10 protein-coding genes are annotated in these 19142 nt (G+C 72.3%); all 10 read right to left on the minus strand.

Annotation, left to right across the window (positions count from 1 at the left end; translation table 11 throughout):
- Positions 1 to 248: 248 nt before the first annotated feature.
- Complete coding sequence (treS, locus tag ACQP17_RS25235) at positions 249 to 1967, minus strand: maltose alpha-D-glucosyltransferase (protein ID WP_189104778.1); 1719 nt, start codon at positions 1965 to 1967, stop codon at positions 249 to 251.
- Positions 1964 to 3967 carry an alpha-1,4-glucan--maltose-1-phosphate maltosyltransferase gene (locus ACQP17_RS25240; RefSeq protein ID WP_433858318.1) on the minus strand — a complete coding sequence of 668 codons (2004 nt, stop codon included), beginning with the start codon at positions 3965 to 3967 and terminating at the stop codon, positions 1964 to 1966. The genes treS and ACQP17_RS25240 overlap by 4 nt, the downstream gene beginning before the upstream one ends.
- An 815-nt stretch (positions 3968 to 4782) precedes the next feature.
- Positions 4783 to 6411, minus strand: coding sequence for a M4 family metallopeptidase (locus ACQP17_RS25245; protein ID WP_433858319.1), 1629 nt, complete (start codon positions 6409 to 6411; stop codon positions 4783 to 4785).
- A gap of 287 nt (positions 6412 to 6698) precedes the next feature.
- Positions 6699 to 8981, minus strand: a complete 2283-nt coding sequence (locus ACQP17_RS25250) for a M4 family metallopeptidase (protein ID WP_433858320.1) — start codon at positions 8979 to 8981, stop codon at positions 6699 to 6701.
- 380 nt (positions 8982 to 9361) lie between these two features.
- A complete protein-coding gene (locus tag ACQP17_RS25255; RefSeq protein ID WP_433858321.1) occupies positions 9362 to 11269 on the minus strand; it encodes an ABC transporter ATP-binding protein in 1908 nt (635 codons plus the stop codon).
- Positions 11266 to 13173, minus strand: a complete 1908-nt coding sequence (locus tag ACQP17_RS25260) for an ABC transporter transmembrane domain-containing protein (protein ID WP_433858322.1) — start codon at positions 13171 to 13173, stop codon at positions 11266 to 11268. The genes ACQP17_RS25255 and ACQP17_RS25260 overlap by 4 nt, the downstream gene beginning before the upstream one ends.
- Before the next feature lie 289 nt (positions 13174 to 13462).
- A complete protein-coding gene (locus ACQP17_RS25265) occupies positions 13463 to 13993 on the minus strand; it encodes a DinB family protein (RefSeq protein ID WP_433858323.1) in 531 nt (176 codons plus the stop codon).
- A 95-nt stretch (positions 13994 to 14088) separates the two neighbouring features.
- The gene (locus ACQP17_RS25270) at positions 14089 to 14763 is read right to left on the minus strand and encodes a DUF4328 domain-containing protein (protein ID WP_433858324.1); all 675 of its coding nucleotides are present in this window, start codon (positions 14761 to 14763) and stop codon (positions 14089 to 14091) included.
- Positions 14764 to 15312: 549 nt separating this feature from the next.
- Positions 15313 to 17214, minus strand: a complete 1902-nt coding sequence (locus tag ACQP17_RS25275; RefSeq protein WP_433858325.1) for an ABC transporter ATP-binding protein — start codon at positions 17212 to 17214, stop codon at positions 15313 to 15315.
- Positions 17211 to 19034 (minus strand): ABC transporter ATP-binding protein, encoded by a 1824-nt coding sequence (locus tag ACQP17_RS25280; protein WP_433858326.1) that lies wholly within the window; start codon positions 19032 to 19034, stop codon positions 17211 to 17213. Before ACQP17_RS25280 ends, ACQP17_RS25275 begins: the two co-directional genes overlap by 4 nt.
- Positions 19035 to 19142 lie beyond the last annotated feature (108 nt).

Raw genomic sequence — 19142 nt, forward strand, 5'->3', positions numbered from 1 at the left:
CGCGGTGGGGGTACCCCCAGACGGAGTCCGGGAGGCCGTCGTGCGAGAGCGTCCGTACGGCAGCGGATGGTGGGCCCGTGCTGCTCCGCTGCGCGGTGTCCCCCCGGACCGGGGGACCGACGGGGCTCACCCGGCCCGCGCGATAGTAGGGAGACTGCCCGAGCGAAAGGTCAAAAAACGCCCGTACGCGCCATGTGGCCGCGTACGGGCGTGGTTCCCGGCACCCGTGCCCGGTCGGGGCACGGGCGTCACCCGGAATTTCTGCGCAGCCGGAACCAGTAGAAGCCGTGGCCGGCGAGGGTCAGCAGATACGGCAGCTCCCCGATGGCCGGGAAGCGGACCCCGCCGATGAGTTCCACCGGATGGCGGCCGCTGAACGCCCGCAGGTCCAGCTCCGTGGGCTGGGCGAAGCGCGAGAAATTGTGCACGCACAGCACCAGGTCGTCGTCCGCGCCGCCGGTGCCCGGAGCCTCCCGCAGGAAGGCCAGCACCGCCGGATTGCTGGAGGGCAGCTCGGTGTAGCTGCCGAGCCCGAACGCCGGGTTCTGCTTGCGGATCTCGATCATCCGGCGGGTCCAGTGCAGCAGCGAGGAGGGCGAACTCATCGCGGCCTCGACGTTGGTGACCTGGTAGCCGTAGACCGGATCCATGATGGTCGGCAGGAAGAGCCGGCCGGGGTCGCAGGACGAGAAGCCGGCGTTGCGGTCGGGCGTCCACTGCATCGGGGTGCGCACCGCGTCCCGGTCACCGAGCCAGATGTTGTCGCCCATCCCGATCTCGTCGCCGTAATAGAGGATCGGCGAGCCGGGCAGCGACAGCAGCAGGGCGGTGAAGAGCTCGATCTGGTTGCGGTCGTTGTCGAGCAGCGGGGCCAGCCGCCGGCGGATGCCGATATTGGCGCGCATCCGCGGGTCCTTGGCGTATTCCGCGTACATGTAGTCGCGTTCTTCGTCCGTGACCATTTCGAGGGTCAGCTCGTCGTGGTTGCGCAGGAAGATGCCCCACTGGCAGCCGGAGGGAATCGCCGGGGTCTTGGCGAGGATCTCCGACACCGGATAGCGCGATTCGCGGCGGACCGCCATGAAGATCCGCGGCATGACCGGGAAATGGAACGCCATGTGGCACTCGTCGCCGCCGACGCCGTAATCCCCGAAGTAGTCGACGACGTCCTCCGGCCACTGGTTGGCCTCGGCCAGCAGCACCGTGTCCGGATAGTGTGCGTCGATCTCCGCGCGGACCCGCTTGAGGAAGGCGTGCGAGGCGGGCAGGTTCTCGCAGTTGGTGCCCTCTTCGGCGTAGAGGTAGGGCACCGCGTCCAGCCGGAACCCGTCGATCCCCAGGTCCAGCCAGAAGCGCAGGGCGGAGATCATCTCCTCCTGGACCGCCGGGTTCTCGTAGTTGAGGTCCGGCTGGTGGGAGAAGAAGCGGTGCCAGTAGTACTGCTTGCGCACCGGGTCGAAGGTCCAGTTGGAGGCCTCGGTGTCGACGAAGATGATGCGGGCGTCGGCGTACTGCTTGTCGTCGTCGGCCCACATGTAATAGTCGCCGTACGGCCCCTCGGGGTCGGCGCGCGATTCCTGGAACCACGGGTGCTGATCGCTGGTGTGGTTCATCACCATGTCGATGATGACCCGCATGCCGCGGTGGTGGGCGGCGTCCACGAATTCGACGAAGTCCGCCAGATCCCCGAATTCGGGGAGCACGGCGGTGTAGTCGGCGACGTCGTAACCGCCGTCCCGCAGGGGAGAGGTGAAGAACGGCGGCAGCCAGAGACAGTCCACCCCCAGCCATTGCAGATAGTCGAGCTTGGCCGTGATGCCCTTGAGGTCGCCGATGCCGTCGCCGTTGCTGTCCTGGAACGAGCGCACCAGGACTTCGTAGAAGACGGCGCGTTTGAACCAGTCGGGATCGCGGTCCTTGGCCGGGGTGTCCTCGAAGGTGTCGGGGACGGGCTCATTGACGATCAATTGGGTGACCCTCCGATCGGTGAGGACGGTCGCAGCGACAGCACATGGGCGGGCGCGGGAGAGCTGCCCGGCTCCAGGCGCACATAGTTGTCCCTGCCCCAGTGGTAGGTGTCGCCGGTGAGCTCGTCGCGCACCGGGAAGGATTCGTGCCGGCCGAGGCCGAGTTCCGGCATGTCCAACGACACCGTCGCCTCGTGGGTGTGGTGCGGGTCGAGGTTGACCACCGTGAGCACCGTGTCGGTCCGCTCGCCGTGCCCCTCGCGTTTGGAGTAGGCGAGGACGGCGTCGTTGTCGACCCGGTGGAAGTGCAGATTGCGCAGCTGCTGCAGGGCGGGGTGGCGGCGGCGGATGCGGTTGAGCGTGGTGATCAGGGGGGCGATGGTGCGCCCCTGACGTGCCGCCCCCTCCCAGTCACGCGGTCTGAGCTGGTACTTCTCCGAGTCGAGGTACTCCTCGCTGCCGGGCCGCGCCGGGGTCGCCTCGCACAGCTCGTACCCGGCGTAGACGCCCCAGGTGGGGGACAGGGTGGCGGCCAGTACGGCGCGTACCTCGAAGGCGGGGCGGCCGCCCTCCTGGAGGTAGGCGTGCAGGATGTCGGGGGTGTTCACGAAGAAGTTGGGCCGCAGGTAGGACGCCGACTCACCGGACAGCTCGGTGAGGTACTCGGTCAGCTCCTGCTTGGTGTTGCGCCAGGTGAAGTAGGTGTACGACTGGTGGAAGCCGACCTGGGCGAGGGTGTGCAGCATGGCCGGACGGGTGAACGCCTCGGCGAGGAAGAGCACGTCCGGATCGGTGCGGTTGATGTCGCCGATCACCTTCTCCCACAGGGCCACCGGCTTGGTGTGGGGGTTGTCCACACGGAAGATCCGGACGCCCTTGGCCATCCAGAAGCGCAGCAGCCGCTCGGTCTCGCGGACCAGCCCCCGGAAGTCGGCGTCGAAGGCGAGGGGGTAGATGTCCTGGTACTTCTTCGGCGGGTTCTCGGCGTGGGCGATGGAGCCGTCGGCGCGGTGGTGGAACCACTGCGGGTGCAGGGTGACCCAGGGGTGGTCGGGGGAGCACTGCAGGGCGAAGTCCAGCGCCACCTCCATCCGCAGCTCGCGGGCGGTGCGCACGAAGTGCTCGAAGTCCTCGAAGGTGCCCAGGGCCGGGTGGAGGGCGTCGTGGCCGCCGGCCGCCGAGCCGATGGCCCAGGGGGAGCCGACGTCGTCCGGGCCGGCCGACAGCGCGTTGTTGGGGCCCTTGCGAAAGGCGGTGCCGATGGGGTGGACCGGCGGGAGATAGACCACGTCGAAGCCCATGGCGGCGACGGCCGGCAGCCGCTCGGCGGCGGTGCGCAGGGTGCCGCCGACGGTCGTGCCGTCCGGGGTGACGGCGGCGCCCTCGGAGCGCGGGAACAGCTCGTACCACGAGCCGTACAGGGCCCGGCGCCGCTCGACGACCAGCGGCATCGGGCGCGAGACGGTGAGCAGTTCGCGCAGCGGATGGCCCGCCAGCACCTCGGTGACCTGCGGGGCGAGGGCGGCGGCGAGCCGGGTCGCGGCGGGCAGGGCCGGGTCGCGCAGCGCGTCCACGGCGGTGAGCACCGCCTCGCGCCCCTCGCTCTTGGGGACCTCGGCCGCCGCCCGTTCGTGGAGTTCGGCGCCCTCGGCGAGCACCAGCTCGGTGTCGATGCCCGCGGGGATCTTGATGGCGGCGTGCCGGCGCCAGGTGCTCACGGGGTCGGACCAGGCCTCGACGGTGAACGACCAGCGGCCCTCGACGGCGGGGGTGACCTCGGCGCTCCACCGGTCGGTGCCGGGCGCCCGCTCCCGCATGGGTGTCCAGGGGCCGCAGCGGCCGGCCGGATTGCGCAGCACCACATTCGCCGCGACCGCGTCGTGTCCTTCGCGGAACACGGTGGCCGAGACCTCGAAGGTCTCACCCACCACGGCCTTCGCCGGGTGGCGGCCGCAATCGATCTGCGGGCGGATGTCCAGAACAGGAATGCGACCGATCATGGGCTCACCTGGTTTTGTGGTGCTTTACTGTGTTTTCTATGGTCTGCCCTTTCTATCCGCTTTTCGGTGTGGGGAACGGGTCCGGGCATGGGCGCTCCTGTCCGCTTTCACTCGGCTGGCGGATGGCACGGCGGTGCGGGGTGATGCTCAGTGGCCGTCTGCGGCCGGTGGTTCCCCCGGTGGATCCGAGGTGCGGGCGTGTCGCAGGGGCTCCACGGCACTCCCGGTGAGCCCTCCCCGGGCGGGGCCGGGGACGTCCGTCGGGCGTGTCCGGCGGCGCGGCGTGCAGGTGCCGGGGCCCGTCGGGCGGGCCTTCGCCCCGTACGGACGGGTGCGGCGCCGCGCTGACACGTCCGGCTCGCCTCCTCAACTCGGTGTGATCACAGCGGAGTTGCGGTGTGCGGAAGGTGTGGTGCCGCGCCGGGGCCCGTCGGCGTCACTTCGCAGCCTCCCCCCAGGAAGTGGTCCGTACAAGGGCGCATGAGGGGGTGGAATCAGCCATATCGGCGGACGCGGCGGTAGCCTGCGGCGGCTCGGCCCGGCCTGCGAAGTCCTTCGCGGCGGGGGCGGGTTGGGCCCGTTGCGGGCGCAATCGGCGGGTGCCCGGTATCGCGGCTGTGGCGGCGCCGCGGGGTGCAGGGGCGAGGTGCGGGACGGCGCGGCGGGGGCATCGCCGGACGGCCCCGGGACGGCCCCGGACGACGCGGAAGGGCAGTGCCCGGACAACGCGGAAGGGCGGTGCCCGGAAGACTCCGGACACCGCCCCCTCCGGGGTGTCTCACCCCGGCAGGTTCAGCACGTTCCCGCGCACCGCGTCACTTGACGGCGACGCCGTCCCACGCGGCCTCGACACCCTTGACCTCGGGGCTGCCGGCCTTGTACAGGTCGGTGGCCGCCTTGACGGTCGCCTCACGGGCGGCCTTGTAGTCGGTGTTCGAGGTCATGTACTCGGTCAGGGCCTTGAACCAGATCTTCTCGGCCTTGTCCCGGCCGATGCCCTCGACCTTCTTGTCGTCCGCGGTCGGGCTGTCGTACTTGACGCCACCGATCTCCTTCGCGCCGCTGCCCTCGGACAGCAGGTAGAAGAAGTGGTTGGCGACACCCGACGAGTAGTGCGGGTCGAGGTCCCCGGTCTTGGAGTCCCAGAAGTCCTTGGACTGACCGTCCTTGGACGGCTTGTCCATGTAGCGCAGCGGCTTGCCGTCACCGTTGATGTTGATCTTCTCGCCGATGAGGTAGTCGCCCGGGTCCTTGTCGTTCTTGGCGTAGAACTCGACCGAGGTGCCGAAGATGTCCGAGGTGCCCTCGTTGAGACCGCCGGACTCACCGCTGTAGGTGAGGTTGGCGGTGGCGGAGGTGACACCGTGCGACATCTCGTGGGCCGCGACGTCCAGGGCGGTCAGCGGGGCCTTGTCGCCCTCGCCGTCGCCGTAGGACATGCAGAAGCAGCTGTCGTCCCAGAAGGCGTTCACGTAGTTCTTGCCGTAGTGGACGCGCGAGGTGGCACCCTTGCCGTCGCCCTTGATGCCGTTGCGGCCCTGGACCTTCTTGTAGTAGTCCCAGGTCTCGGCGGCGCCGTAGTGGGCGTCGACGGCCGCGGTCTGCGGGTCGTCGGGCTTGCCGGTGCCCCACTTGTCGTCGTCGTCGGTGAAGGCCTTGCCCTCGCCGGACTCGCTGTTGCCGAGGTTGACGGTCTTGTGGCCACCGCGGTCGGCGTCGGTCAGCGTGAAGCCGCTGCCCTCCTTGGAGGTGCCGAGGTCGACGCTGCCGCTGAACTCGCTCTCGCCCTTGCCGGTACGGATGTCGTCGTACTGGAAGAGCTTCTTGCCGCTGTCGGCGTCCGTGATGACGTGCATCCGGCTCGGCGTGCCGTCCTTCTGCACGCCCTTGACGACGGTGTCGTAGGCGAGGACGGGCGAGCCGGAGGCGGCCCAGACGACCTTCTTGGGCGTCTGCGCGTCGGCCTTCTTGGCGCTGAGCGACTTGGCGGCGGTGCCCTGGGCCGACTGCGCGGCGGCCGCGGGGGCGATCTTCGCCGTGGTGGAGGCCACCTTGATCGACTTGTTGGTCGACTTGGTGGTGCTCTTGATCGCGCCGCCCTTGGCGCTGTGCACGACCAGGTCGCCACCGAGCACCGGCATGCCGGCGTAGGTGCGGTCGTAGCGGGTGTGGACGGTGCCGTCGGCGTCCTTGATGACGTCCTTGACGACCAGCTTCTCCTGCGAGCCCAGGCCGAGTTCCTTGGCCATCTGGGCCTTCGCGGCGCCGGCGTCACGCAGCAGTTCGCTGCGCTGCGAGCCGCTGAGCGCGAGGGGGGAACCGTCCTTGGTGGGGGCCGGGGCGGTGGAGGCTCCCGCGGTGCCGGCGATGCCGGCGGCCAGGAGAGCTGCGGCGGCGATGGCGCCACCGGTCACACGGGTCTTGCGAGATATGCGGGGGGTCACGCGTGCTCCTTCAACTTTGCCAAGTGGTGGGGGTGCAAAGCGATGCGGGTGTGACGTGCGTTCGGGAAGACTGCCATTCGAACGCGTGCATGTCAGGAGGGTGTTCGCGGGTTGGCTGGAAATCGTCCATGGAGGCGGGTGCGCGGTCCGTACAACGGAGAGGGGCGCCGCCCCCGGTGAACCGGGGACGACGCCCAATCGCCGTGCTCAGCAGGCCTGTTGCCGGGTGGCTCGATCTGGCGGCCCGCCTATGGCACACGAAGGTGACTCTTCGGTGCCGGCCGTGGTCAGAAAGTGAGCTTCCAGCTGTTGATGTAGCCCGAGTCCTCCGCGTAGATGTCCTGCACCTTGAGCTTCCAGGTGCCGCTCGCCTTCTCGGAGGAGGCGTTGACGGTGTACGTGGTCTTCACGTTCGCCGCCGAGTCGAACGCGCTCGCGTTCTTCAGCCGGTAGGAGGTGCCGTCCGGGGCGATCAGGTCGATGACCAGGTCGCCGCGGTAGCTGTGGACGATGTCCACACCGACCTTGAGCGTGCTCGGGGCGTTGCCGCTGCGGGTGACGCTGAGCGGCGATGTGACCGCCGAACCCGCGTCCGGGATGGCCACGTCGTCGGTGTTCTCGAAGACGCTGCCGCCACCGCCGGAGGTGCTGACCGTCCAGGTGAAGGCGGCCGTACCGGTCTTCTTCGCGGAGTCGGTGACCGTGACCGTCACATTGCTGGTGCCGGCCGTGGTCGGCGTACCGGAGATCAGACCCGTGGTGGCGTTGATCGACAGTCCGGCGGGCAGTCCGGTCGCCGCGTACGTCAGTGCGCCGGCGGTGCCGCTGGTCGCCTTGATCTGCAGGCTGGCGGCCTGCCCCACGGTGCTGGACTGGTTGCCCGGGTTGGTGACGGTGACCCCGCCGCCGTCCGGGACACGCGAGCCGACGTTGACCGCCGCCCAGGTGTTGGCGACGGTGTTGTACGTCGCGCTGCCCTGGCCGAAGAGGTCGGCCGCCGCCTGGAGCGTGGCGGTGCGGGCGCCCGCGTAGTTGGTGTTGGCGCTCATGTACTGGCTGAGTGCCTTGAACCAGACCTTCTCGGCGTTGGCCCGGCCGATGCCCGGAACGGGCAGGTTGTCGAAGGTCGGGCTGTCGTAGTGGACGCCGTTGATGTCCTTCGCGCCGCTGCCCTCGGACAGCAGGTAGAAGAAGTGGTTGGCGACACCGGAGGAGTAGTGCACGTCCTTGTTGCCGACCGTGCTCGACCAGTAGTCCGCCGACGCCCCGTCCTTGGACGGCTTGTCCATGTAGCGCAGCGGGGTGCCGTCGCCGTTGATGTTGATCTTCTCGCCGATGAGGTAGTCACCGGGGTCGGAGGCGTTGTTGGCGTAGAACTCGACCGAGGTGCCGAAGATGTCCGAGGTCGCCTCGTTCAGACCGCCGGACTCGCCGCTGTAGTTGAGACCCGCGGTGGCCGCCGTGACGCCGTGCGACATCTCGTGCCCGGCCACGTCGAGGGCGGTCAGCGGGTCGGCGTTGTTCTCGCCGTCGCCGTAGGTCATGCAGAAGCAGCCGTCGTCCCAGAAGGCGTTGACGTAGCTGTTGCCGTAGTGGACGCGGGAGTAGGCGCCGACGCCGTCACCCTTGATGCCGCTGCGGCCGTGCACGTTCTTGTAGTAGTCCCAGGTCTCCTGGGCACCGTAGGCCGCGTCGACACCGGCCGTCTGGGCGTTCGACGTGGTGCCGTCGCCCCAGGTGTCGTCGGCGTCGGTGAACAGCGAACCGGTCCCGGACGACCCGTGCTTGAGGTCGTACGTCTTGTGGTTGCCGCGGGTCGGGTCGGTCATCGAGAAGTTCGGGGCCGAGCCCGAGGTCCCGAAGGTGACCTTGCCGCTGTACTCGCTGTTGCCGATGCCCTTCTCGATGCCCTGGTACTCGTAGAGCTTGGCGCCGGTGGTGGCATCGGTGATGACGTGCAGCTGGTTGGGCGTGCCGTCGTCCTGCAGCCCGCCGACCACCGTCTCGTAGGCGAGCAGCGGCTTGCCGTCGGCGACCCAGATCACCTTGCGGGGCGCCTGGGAGGCCTCGGTCTTCTTCGACCCGAGCGTCTGTGCCGACTTCACGGCCTTCGCCTCGGCGGCGGCCGGCCGCACCTTCGCGGTGGTGCTCGCGACCTTGAGCTGGGAGCGGACGGCCTTGGTGACGCCCTTGACCGCGCCGCCCTTGGCCTGGTGCACCACGAGGTCACCGCCGAGGACGGGCAGTCCCTGGTAGGTGCGCTCGTAGCGGGTGTGGACGGTGCCGTCGGCGTCCTTCGAGACGTCCTTGACGACCAGCTTCTCCTGCGCGCCGAGCTTCAGCTCGCGGGCGGTCCGTGCCGTGGTCGCGTTCGCTGCCCTGATCAGCTCCGCACGCTGGGACGGGGACAGCTTGGCCGGCAGTGCGCCGGACCGGGGGGTGGCGTGCGTGGTGCCGGACCGCGGGGTGGCTGCGGTACCGGTGCCGGCCTGCACGCCGACGGCCAGCATCGCCGTGACGGCGACGAGTGCGCCGGTCGCAACGGCGCGTCCATGGGGGGTGCGTCTCACACTGACTCCTTCTGCGGTGGCCGCGACGTGACGGGGCGGCCGAGGGGGACCGGGCGGCCCATCGGCCGTCCGGGCAGAGCGAGGCAGAACTCTTGGAGCGTGTGGGGGGAGACGTACGGGTGATGCGTGATGTACCGGTGATACGTGAGGTACCGGTGGAACGCGTGGTGCTGGAGAAAATCCCGGCCGCAGCGGCTGGTGCTGTGGGGGTCCGTGCGGCGGTTGCGGGGAAGAGTCCCACCTCACGTGGCTTGTTGTCAGGCTCCGTTCAACTAATTGGCCGGAAACCGTCCGTTGCCCGAAATCCGTGTCCGGTAGACGGACGGCCCGTGATCGGCCCATACGCGGTTTCCGTGCCCCGGGACCCCCGGGGCCGCAGTTCACGGCCGTCCGGATCCCGACCCGCCTTCCGGGGCGGGTGGCCCCGACGGGCCCCGGCCGTGCCAGGAGTGCCACAACGCGGCGTAGGCCCCGTCCGCGGCCACCAGCTCCTCGTGGCTGCCGAGTTCGGCCAGCCGGCCGCCCTCCATGACGGCCACCCGGTCCGCGTCATGGGCGGTGTGCAGCCGGTGGGCGATGGCGATGACCGTGCGGCCCCGCAGGACGGCGGCCAGGGCGCGTTCGGTGTGCCGTGCCGTGCGCGGGTCGAGCAGCGCCGTCGCCTCGTCCAGGATCAGGGTGTGCGGATCGGCCAGCACCACCCGGGCCAGGGCCAGTTGCTGCGACTGCGCACCGTCGAGGCGTAGTCCGCCGGCGCCCAGCGCGCTGTCCAGACCGTCCGGCAGCTCCGCGGCCCACTCGGCGCCCACGGCGGCCAGCGCGGCGTGCAGCGCGGCGTCCCCGGCCCCGGGCGCGGCGAGCCGCAGATTGTCCCGGAGGGTACCCAGGAACACATGGTGCTCCTGGGTGACCAGGACGATCTGCCGGCGCAGGACCTCCGGATCCAGCGCGGCCACCGGCGCCCCGCCGACCGTCACCGAGCCGCTGCGCGGGGCGTCGATGCCGGCCAGCAGCCGCCCCAGGGTGGACTTGCCGGCCCCCGACGGACCGACCACGGCCAGCCGTTCACCGGGGCGGACGGTCAGATCGACACCGCGCAGCACGTCGTCGTGCCCGTCCCCGTAGGCGTAGTGGACCGCCGTGACATCGATACGGTCGTCCGCGGGCACGGCGGGCGCATCGGGCACGACGGCCGCGGCGGGGGACGGGCCGGGCTCCGGGGAAGGGTGCGGGACGCGGGGCGCGGCGGGGGCGGCCGGGGTGGTCCGCGGCGCCCGGCCCAGGCCCTCGACGCGGGCGAACGCGGCGCCGCTGCTCTGCAGTTGCTCCAGCCGGAACAGGATCGTCTCCACCGGCGCCGACAGCTGCCGCAGATACAGCGCCGCCGCGACGACCGCGCCCAGGCTGACCGCGCCCCGCCCGTGCAGCACCCCGCCCACCAGCAGCACCCCCACCACCGGGAGCAGCGAGGCGGCGTCGACCGTGGGCAGCAGCACGCTGCGCAGGAACAGCGTGCTGCTGCGGGTCTCGCGGCAGCGCGCGATGGCCGCTTCGCCCGCCGTCCGGCGGCGCTCCTGGAGCCGCAGCGCCTCGACGGTGCGGGCGCCCGCGGCGGTGGCCGCCAGCAGTTCGGCGAGCGCGGACGTGGCCGCACCCTCCGCCAGATACGCGGGGTGCGCCCGGCGCAGATACCACCGCACCGCCGGCAGCCCGCCGAGCAGGCCCAGCCCGCACAGCCCGAGCACCGGGGAGACGCACCCCACCGCGCCGAGCAGGAAGAGCACCTGCACCGAGGCGAGGAACACCTCGGGCACCGCGTCCCGCAGGGTCCAGGCGACCGAGGCGATGTCCGCCGTGCCGCGGGTGGTCAGATCGCCGCTGCCGGCCCGCTCCACGGTCGCCGCGGGCAGCGCCAGCGTCCGGTCGGTGAACCGCTCGCGCACCCGCGCCACGGTCCGCTCGCCGAAACGGTGTCCGGCAACGCGCGCATACCGGGTGAGCAGCAGCTGCCCCAGCGCGCACACCAGGAGGACCAGCGCCAGCCGGTCGACGGTACGCACCCCGCCGCCGCCCCGGACCGTGTCCACGATCCGGCCCAGGAGCCAGGGTCCGGCCAGCCCGGCGCCGGCGGCCAGCGCGTTCAGCACCAGGATCAGGGCGAACGCCGGCCCGTCCAGGCGGATCAGCCGGAGCGCGGCCCGCCGGGTGGCGGCCGGTGTGGCGACCGGCAGCGCGGCCCCGTCCGCCGGGGCGGCCTGCGCGGGGGATGCCGTGGCCGTGGAGGTCATCGGGCGCTCTCCTTCGCCGCGGGCGGGGCCGGGGACGCGGCCGTGGGCGGGGCCGGGGGAACGGGGGCGCTGCCGGTCGCCACACCGGCCGCCTCCGCCCCTGCTCCCCCTGTTGTCTCCACTGCCTCTGCTCCCCCTGCTGCCTCTGTTGTCTCTTCCGTCTCGTCCGTCTCTTCCGTCTCGCGTGTCACCAGCCGTCGGTAGCCGGGCTGTTCGGCCAGGAGCGCACGGTGGCTGCCCACCGCGGCGACCACGCCGTCGACCAGGAAGCACACCGTGTCGGCGCGGTCCAGCAGCAGCGGGGAGGTGCTGGTGACGACCGTCGTCCGGCCCGCGCGGGCGGTGTGCAGGCGGGCCGCGACGGCCGCCTCGGTGTGGGCGTCGACCGCAGAGGTCGGCTCGACCGCGAGCAGCACCTCGGGGTCGGCCAGCAGCGCCCGCACCAGCCGCAGCCGCTGACGCTGGCCGCCGGAGAGATTGCGGCCCCGCGCCTCGACCGGCGCGTCCAGCCCGTCCGGCAGTCCGCGGACGATGTCCTCGGCCAGGGCCGTGTGCAGGGCGCGGCCGATCTCCTCGTCCCCGCGGTCCCGCCGCCCGGCGACCACCTCGCGCAGCGTCCCGGCGAACAGATCCGCCTCGTTGTCCGCGACCAGGAGGTGCTCCCGGATCCGGGGCAGCGGGATCTCGTCGAGGCGCACCGCTCCCCAGGTCGCCGCCGAGTCCGCGAACCGGCCCAGCCGGTCGACCACCGCCGCCGAGTCGGCCGGCCGGGTCGCGGCCAGGACGGTCAGCAGCCCCGGCACCACCTCGACGCCGGAGACCGGATCCCGCAGCACGGCCGGTGCCTCGGGGACGTCCCCGGCCGTGGCCGGTTCGCGCCGCCCGTCCGCGGCCGCCCGTCGGCCGTCCGCCGTCTCCGGATCCAGGCGCAGGAACCGGACGACCCGCCGGGCGGCGACCAGCCCCCGGGTGAGGTCGTAGCCGGCCTCGATGAAGAACGACACCGGCACCACCAGCGCCGCCGCATAGCCGTAGACCGCCACCAACTCGCCGAGGGTGATCTCCCCTCGGGCCGCCATCCGGGCCGCCAGCCAGACCACCGCGGCCAGGAACAGCGTCGGCAGACCGACCCCCAGCGCCTGCACCCAGCTCGTCACCACACCGACCCGGTAGCCCTCGGCCCGCAGCTCCCGTGACGCCTGCCGGTAGCGGGCGGCGAACGCCTCCTTGCCGCCCAGGCCGCTGAGCACCCGCAGCCCGCCGACCAGGTCCGTCAGCTGCGCCGCCAGCCCGCTCTGCCGCTCGCGATAGCGCGTCTCGGCCCCCTGGAGTCGCCCCAGCAGCGGCCCCACCACTACGGCGAGCAGCGGCACCCCCAGCAGCACCACCAGTGCCAGCAGCGGGGAGACCGCCAACAGCAGGACGGCGACGACCGCGTACGCCAGCACCGCGCCGACACCGGGCCCGGTCATCGTCAGCGTCTGGCTGATCACCGCGACATCGCCGATCCCGATCGTGACGACCTCCCCGGCCGTCGTCCCGCGGGTCAGCGCCGCGCCCAGCCGCAACGACTGCGCCAGGACGGCCCGCACCGTACGGAAGATGGCGTCCATCCGGATCCTGGTCATCGTGCGGTGCCGCAGGACCGCCAGCCAGGCGTTGCCCACCCCGACTGCCAGCAGCACGGCCACCCAGCCCAGCAGCACCGGCGTCCGGCCCGCCGCCAGCCCGTCGTCGATGGCCCTGGAGAGCACATAGGGCGGCAGCATCAGCCCCACCATCCACAGGCTGCCGTACGTCGCGCCCGCCGCGACCCGCCCCCGCTGACTGGTCACCAGCCACCGGAGGTACCGCCCGGCGGTGTGATGGCGGGTGTCTGCCGCGTCCCCCGAGTCGTCCGTCATGCGGTCGTCCCCCTCTTCCCCCTGTGGTCCTGCGGCGACGCCGGGATCCGGGCAGGTGAGCAACGGTCGTGCCGATGGACGTGCACCACTCGTGGCAGCACACCGGGGCACAACCGGATTGTCTCGGCGGGGAGTTGTCCCGCGAGGAAGCGTGCGCCGCCGGACCGGGCCGGCCCGCCCGGGCCGTCCCGGAAACCCTAGTCAATGGCGGGGGCGGGCGAACGGGCGGCCGCGTGCGGTGGCTGAGGGAGGGCGGTCCGGCCCGTCGCCGGTGGGTCCGCCCGACGGCCTACTCGCCGAGGGTGCCGTCGGCGAGTTCCCGTGCGATGTCGAGGTGGCCGAGGTGGCGGGCGTACTCCTGGAGCAGGTGGAAGAGGATCCAGATCAGCGTCGGGCGGTCCTCCTCGGCCGGCACGCGGCCGCCGAGGGTGGCGGCCTTCTCCTCCAGCCGTGCGCCGGCGACGATCTCACGCGAGCGGGCGCACTGGTCCCGGAAGAACGCCGTGACCTCTGCCAGGGTCTCGCCCGGTTCGAGATGCCACTCGCCGCGCCGGATCTTGACGTCGCCCCACGGCTCGTCGATCCGCTCCCCGGCGAAGCCCCACTGGAGCCACCGCAACTCCACATGGGCCAGGTGTTTGAGGAGGGCCAGCGGCATCCACCCGGAGGGCAGCCGGCTGTGTCGCAGCTCCTCCTCGGAGAGCCCCGCGAGCTTGCGCAGCACCGCCTCCCGGTAGAAATCCAGATAGCCGGCGAGAAGCTCGGCCGGACAGCTGAGCGTCACGGGGGGTTCCGGCGGCGGGTCGACCCTTTGCACCATGGCGTGACGATAGGCAGCAACTGGGTGCCATGTCCAGGCATGTGGAGAACTGCCGGATTCCGGGCGCGGGGCGGGCGGCGACCTGTGGACAACGGCTACCGCGGGGGAGTCGTGGCCTGTCGCGGGGGTTCGGTGGAGCCGGGCCGCCGCTGGGCCGCGGTGAGGGCGCGGACGACGAGGATGCCGGCCAGCGCCGCGCCCAGGACGGCCGCGTCGCCGGCCAGGAGCGGCGGTACATCCCGGTAGGCGCGGGCGATGACCTGGTCCGTGGTGCCCAGCCCCACCTCGCCCAGCAGGCCGGCGAGCCACAGGCCCCACCACCAGTTCACGGCGCGCGGCAGCCGCTGTCCCGGGGCGCTCGCACGGTGGATGTCGACGACGACCGCGCGCGGTATCCACAGGTTCGCGACGGGCACCAGCCAGCCCGCGTAGACCCACGGCCAGGCGTGCCGCGGCGGCTGCCCGGAAAGGATGCGGGCGTTGTCCCGGACGCGCCACAGCCAGGCCAGGAAGGTGATCACGCAGAGCACCGCGGCCACCACTCCCAGGGCGCTGACGAGGTGGTAGTCGTTCTCCAGGGCGTTCAGCGGACGGTGTCTGCCGTCACCCTGGTCCGGCGGCCCGGAGGCCGGCATCCCGGACGCGGCGAGCCGGATCTGCCACAGCCCGCGGGCCGTCCAGGCGGCGCCGGCGAGGGCGAGGGCGGCGATGGCGCAACGTGCCGCTCCGCGGACCGGATACAGGGAGGGCGGTGCCAGATGCTCGTTCACCCGGTCATTGTTTCCCACGGCTGCCCCGCGCGGCCGATTTCCTACGCGCACGGCACCGGCCGGGCGTGTGTGGCCACCATGCCTGCTCTGTAAGGCAGTTGAGGCGAGCGGCCGCACCACCGGCGGCGTAGTCGTCCAGGACGCCCGCCAGTTGGGTGAGTGAGGGTGCCCCGCCCTGGTTGTGCGCGCGCCCCGGCCGGTGGTGGTTCCGGCCGTCAGGGGCTCGGTTCGGGACAGTTATGCCGAACGGCCCCTCCTGGGCTGCTCGGCGGGTTGATCGGCGGTCGCCGGCGTCATGGAGACACAGGAGGACCCGTCCCGGATGGTCGTTCGCGGCCGGCTGGACGCCGAGGGTGACCTGCACGCCACCGGGGGCGTCGTCGCCGGTGGTGATGCGAACAGGGCGCCCTCCACGGCAACTTGCGGGTTCACGGGGCGTTCCGCTCGGGCAGCTGACCGCCACGACGGACGGCCCGCCCGCAGAAGTGGACCGGGCGGGCGGCCGTCCGTCGTCCCGGCGCGTGGCCACCGAAACACCCGCCCCCGCCGCTACCTCACGCTGTCCCGCCACGCCTCGTGCAGCTGTGCGAACCGGCCCCGGGCCGCGATCAGTTGACCGGGTGGGCCGTCCTCGACGATCCGGCCGTCGGACATGACCAGGACCCGGTCGGCGATCTCGACCGTGGAGAGGCGGTGCGCGATCACCAGGGAGGTGCGGCCCCGCAGCACGGTGTCCATGGCGCGCTGTACCGCGCGTTCACCGGGGATGTCCAGGGAGCTGGTGGCCTCGTCGAGGATCAGCACGGCCGGGTCGGCGAGCAGGGCCCGGGCGAAGCCGACCAGTTGGCGCTGGCCGGCGGAGATGCGGCCGCCGCGCTTGCGGACGTCGGTGTCGTAGCCGTCCGGCAGGGCGGTGATGAAGTCATGGGCGCCGAGGGCCTTCGCGGCGTGTTCCACCTCTTCGCGGCCGGCGTCCGGGCGGCCCAGGGCGATGTTGTCGGCGACCGTGCCGGAGAACAGGAACGCCTCCTGGGTGACCATGACGACGGACCGGCGCAGGGCGCCGGTGGACAGGTCGCGCAGATCCACGCCGTCGAGCAGCACCCGGCCCACGCCGGGGTCGTAGAAACGGGCCAGCAGCTTGGCGAGGGTGGACTTGCCGGCGCCGGTGGCGCCCACCACGGCGACGGTCTCCCCGGCCGCCAGGGTCAGATCGAAGCGTGGCAGCACCTCGCCGCCCGTGCGGTAGCCGAACCCCACGCCCTCGAAGGCCACCTCACGGCCGGGCCGCCCGGCCGCGACCGGAGGCAGGGCGGCCGGGGCGGCCGGTTCCGGGACGGAGGGGCGCCGGGCCAGCAGGCCGGCGATCTTGTGCAGGGAAGCGGCCGCGGACTCATAGGAGTTGAGGAACATCCCGAGCCGGTCGATCGGGTCGTACAGACGGCGCAGATAGAGCACCGCGGCGGCCAGCACGCCCAGCGGCAGACTCTCCGAGGCCACGCGGGCGGCGCCCCACAGCACGATCGCGGCGAGCGCGACATTGGCCACCAGCCGGGAGCGGACCACATAGCGGGCCAGTTCCAGGAGCGTGTCGCCGTTGATCCGCTCGTGGTGGTGGTTCAGCCGGGCGAAGGCGTCGTCGTTGGCGCGCTCACGGCGGAACGCCTGCACCGGGCGGATGCCGTTGAGGGTCTCGGTGAATCTCACGATGACGCGCGCCATGGCCGAGGACTTGGCGCTGTAGACGCGGTGCGAGCGGTGCCGGAAGGAGCGCAGGAGGAGGGCGAGCGGCGCGCCGGAAGCCAGGGCGGCCGCGCCCAGGCCCGGGTCCAGCCAGAGCAGGGTCACGGTGATGTAGACCGTCGACAGGACGATCGTGATCAGCTCCTGAAGCCCCTCGTCGAGGAGTTCGCGCAGCGACTCCACGTCCGTGGTGGCCCGGGAGATCAGCCGGCCGGAGGTGTAGCGCTCGTGGAAGTCCAGGCTCAGCGCCTGGGCATGGCGGAAGATCCGGCCGCGCAGGTCGAGCAGCACGTCCTGGCTGATGCGCGCGGCGAGCTGGATGAAGCCGAACTGCAGCGCGCCGGACGCCACCGCGCACAGGGCGGCCGCCACCGCCACGGCGATCAGCGGCCCGTGCGCGCCCGCCCGCAGCGCCGGTACCGCGCGGTCGAGGGCGTAGGCGACCAGCAGCGGACCGGCCTGCACGGCGGCCTGCTGGAGCAGGAGCAGGACGGCCACCACCCCGACGCGGCGGCGGTGCGGCGCCAGCAGGGAGGCGAGCAGGGCGCGCGAGGCGCCCCGGGGAGCGGGCGGCGCGTCGTGGGCGGACGGGTCGGCCGCCGGGGGCGCGCCGGGCGCCGGCCCGGACGGGGGCGGCGCCGGCCGCCGGGGCGAACCGGCGCGGTCCTCGGGGCCGTCGGACGGCAGTCCGGCCGTGGTGGTGGTCATCGGGCGCCCTCTCCCTCTCCCGACATCAGCGCGGCGTACTCGGGGTGGTCGCGGAGCAGTGCGTGGTGGGTGCCGACGGCGGCGATCCGGCCGCCGGACAGCAGCGCCACCCGGTCGGCGAGCAGGACCGTGGACGGCCGGTGGGCGACGACCAGCGCCGTGGTGGTCGACAGGACCTGCCGCAGCGCCGCCTCCACCAGGGCCTCGGTGTGCACATCGAGGGCGGAGAGCGGATCGTCGAGGATCAGGAAGCGCGGCCGGCCGACCACGGCACGGGCCAGCGCGAGCCGCTGCCGCTGCCCGCCGGACAGGCTCAGCCCCTGCTCGCCGACCTGGGTCGCACCGCCCTCGGGAAGGGCGTCGACGAAGCCGTCGGCCTGCGCCACCGCCAACGCCCGGCGCAGCGCGGCCTCCTGGGCCCCGTCGCCGCCCATCAGGACGTTCTCCGCGGCGGTCGCCGAGAACAGGGTCGGCTCCTCGAACGCCACCGCGACCAGGGCGCGGGCCTCGTCCCGGCCGATCGTGGCCAGATCCCGTCCGTCGAGGAAGATGCGGCCCGCGGTGGGGTCGTACAGCCGCGGTACCAGCGCCGTCAGCGTGGTCTTCCCGCTGCCCGTCGCCCCGACCAGCGCCATCGTCTCGCCGGGCCGGATGTGCAGGGTGACGTCCCGCAGCAGGGGCGGGGAGTCCGGCGGCGCGTCGGGGTAGCGGAAGGCGACACCGGAGAAGACCAGGCCCTTGCCGATGTCTCCGGGGGCGCCGGCCACGGCCTCCGGGGCCGGCGCGGGCGGGTCCGTGTCCGCCACCGCCGGCTCGTCCATCACCTCGAAGTACCGGTCGGTGGCCGCCGCCGCCTCGTTGCTCATGGCCAGCAGGAAGCCGATGGAGTCCACCGGCCAGCGCAGCGCCAGCGCCGTCGACAGGAACGCGACGAGGGTGCCCGCGGACAGCTCGTCGTGCGCCACCTGCACCGCGCCGCACACCAGCGCGCCGCCGATCGCCAGCTCCGGGAAGGCGGTGATGCAGCCCCAGATCCAGGCCAGCAGACGGGCCTTGCGCAGCTCGGTGGCGCGCAGCTCACGGGACAGCTGCCGGAAGGCGCGGGCCTGGCTGCGATGGCGCCCGAAGCCCTTGAGGACGCGGATGCCGAGCACCGACTCCTCGACCACCGTCGTCAGATCGCCGACCTGGTCCTGGGCCCGGCGCGCCGCCCGCCCGTACTTCGCCTCGAAGACCGAGCACAACACCATCAGCGGCACCACCGGCGCCAGCAGCACCAGCCCCAGCGACCAGCGCTGGACCATCAGGATCACCGCGCCCACCAGGATGGTCACCCCGTTGACCAGCAGGAACGTCAGTGGGAAGGCGAAGAACATCCGCAGCAGCTGAAGGTCGGTGGTGCCCCGCGACAGCAACTGGCCCGAGGACCAGCGGTCGTGGAAGGCGACCGGCAGCCGCTGCACATGGCGGTACAGCGCCGCGCGCATCGTCGCCTCGACCCCGGCCAGCGGGCGCGCCACCAGGCGGCGCCGCAGCCCGAACAGCAGCGCCTCCGCCAGTCCCAGGAGCAGCAGCAACGCGCCGCCCAGCCACGCCCCGCCCGGATCGCGCCGGGCCACCGGCCCGTCCACCAGCCACTTGAGCACCAGCGGGATGACCAGGCTGATGCACGAGGCGAGCACCGCCACGCACGCGGCCGCGCCCAGACGCACCCGCACCGGGCGGAGGAACGGCCACAGGCGCAACAGCGAGCGCACAGCGGAGTGTGAGGCTGCGTCGGTCCGGTCGGTCGGGTTCGTCGTCTGCGCGGTGTCGGCCATCACTCGCGAGCGTAGGGCGCGCCACTGACAACTCTCCGGTGGTTTTCTGCCGGGGCCGCCGCGACCCGCTGTTTCGAGCCGCCGGCGGCCACCGCCGCCGCCCGCGGC

Origin of the sequence: Streptomyces kronopolitis (assembly GCF_050953795.1) — a bacterium.
In the GTDB taxonomy this organism is placed as follows: Bacteria; Actinomycetota; Actinomycetes; order Streptomycetales; family Streptomycetaceae; genus Streptomyces; species Streptomyces kronopolitis_A.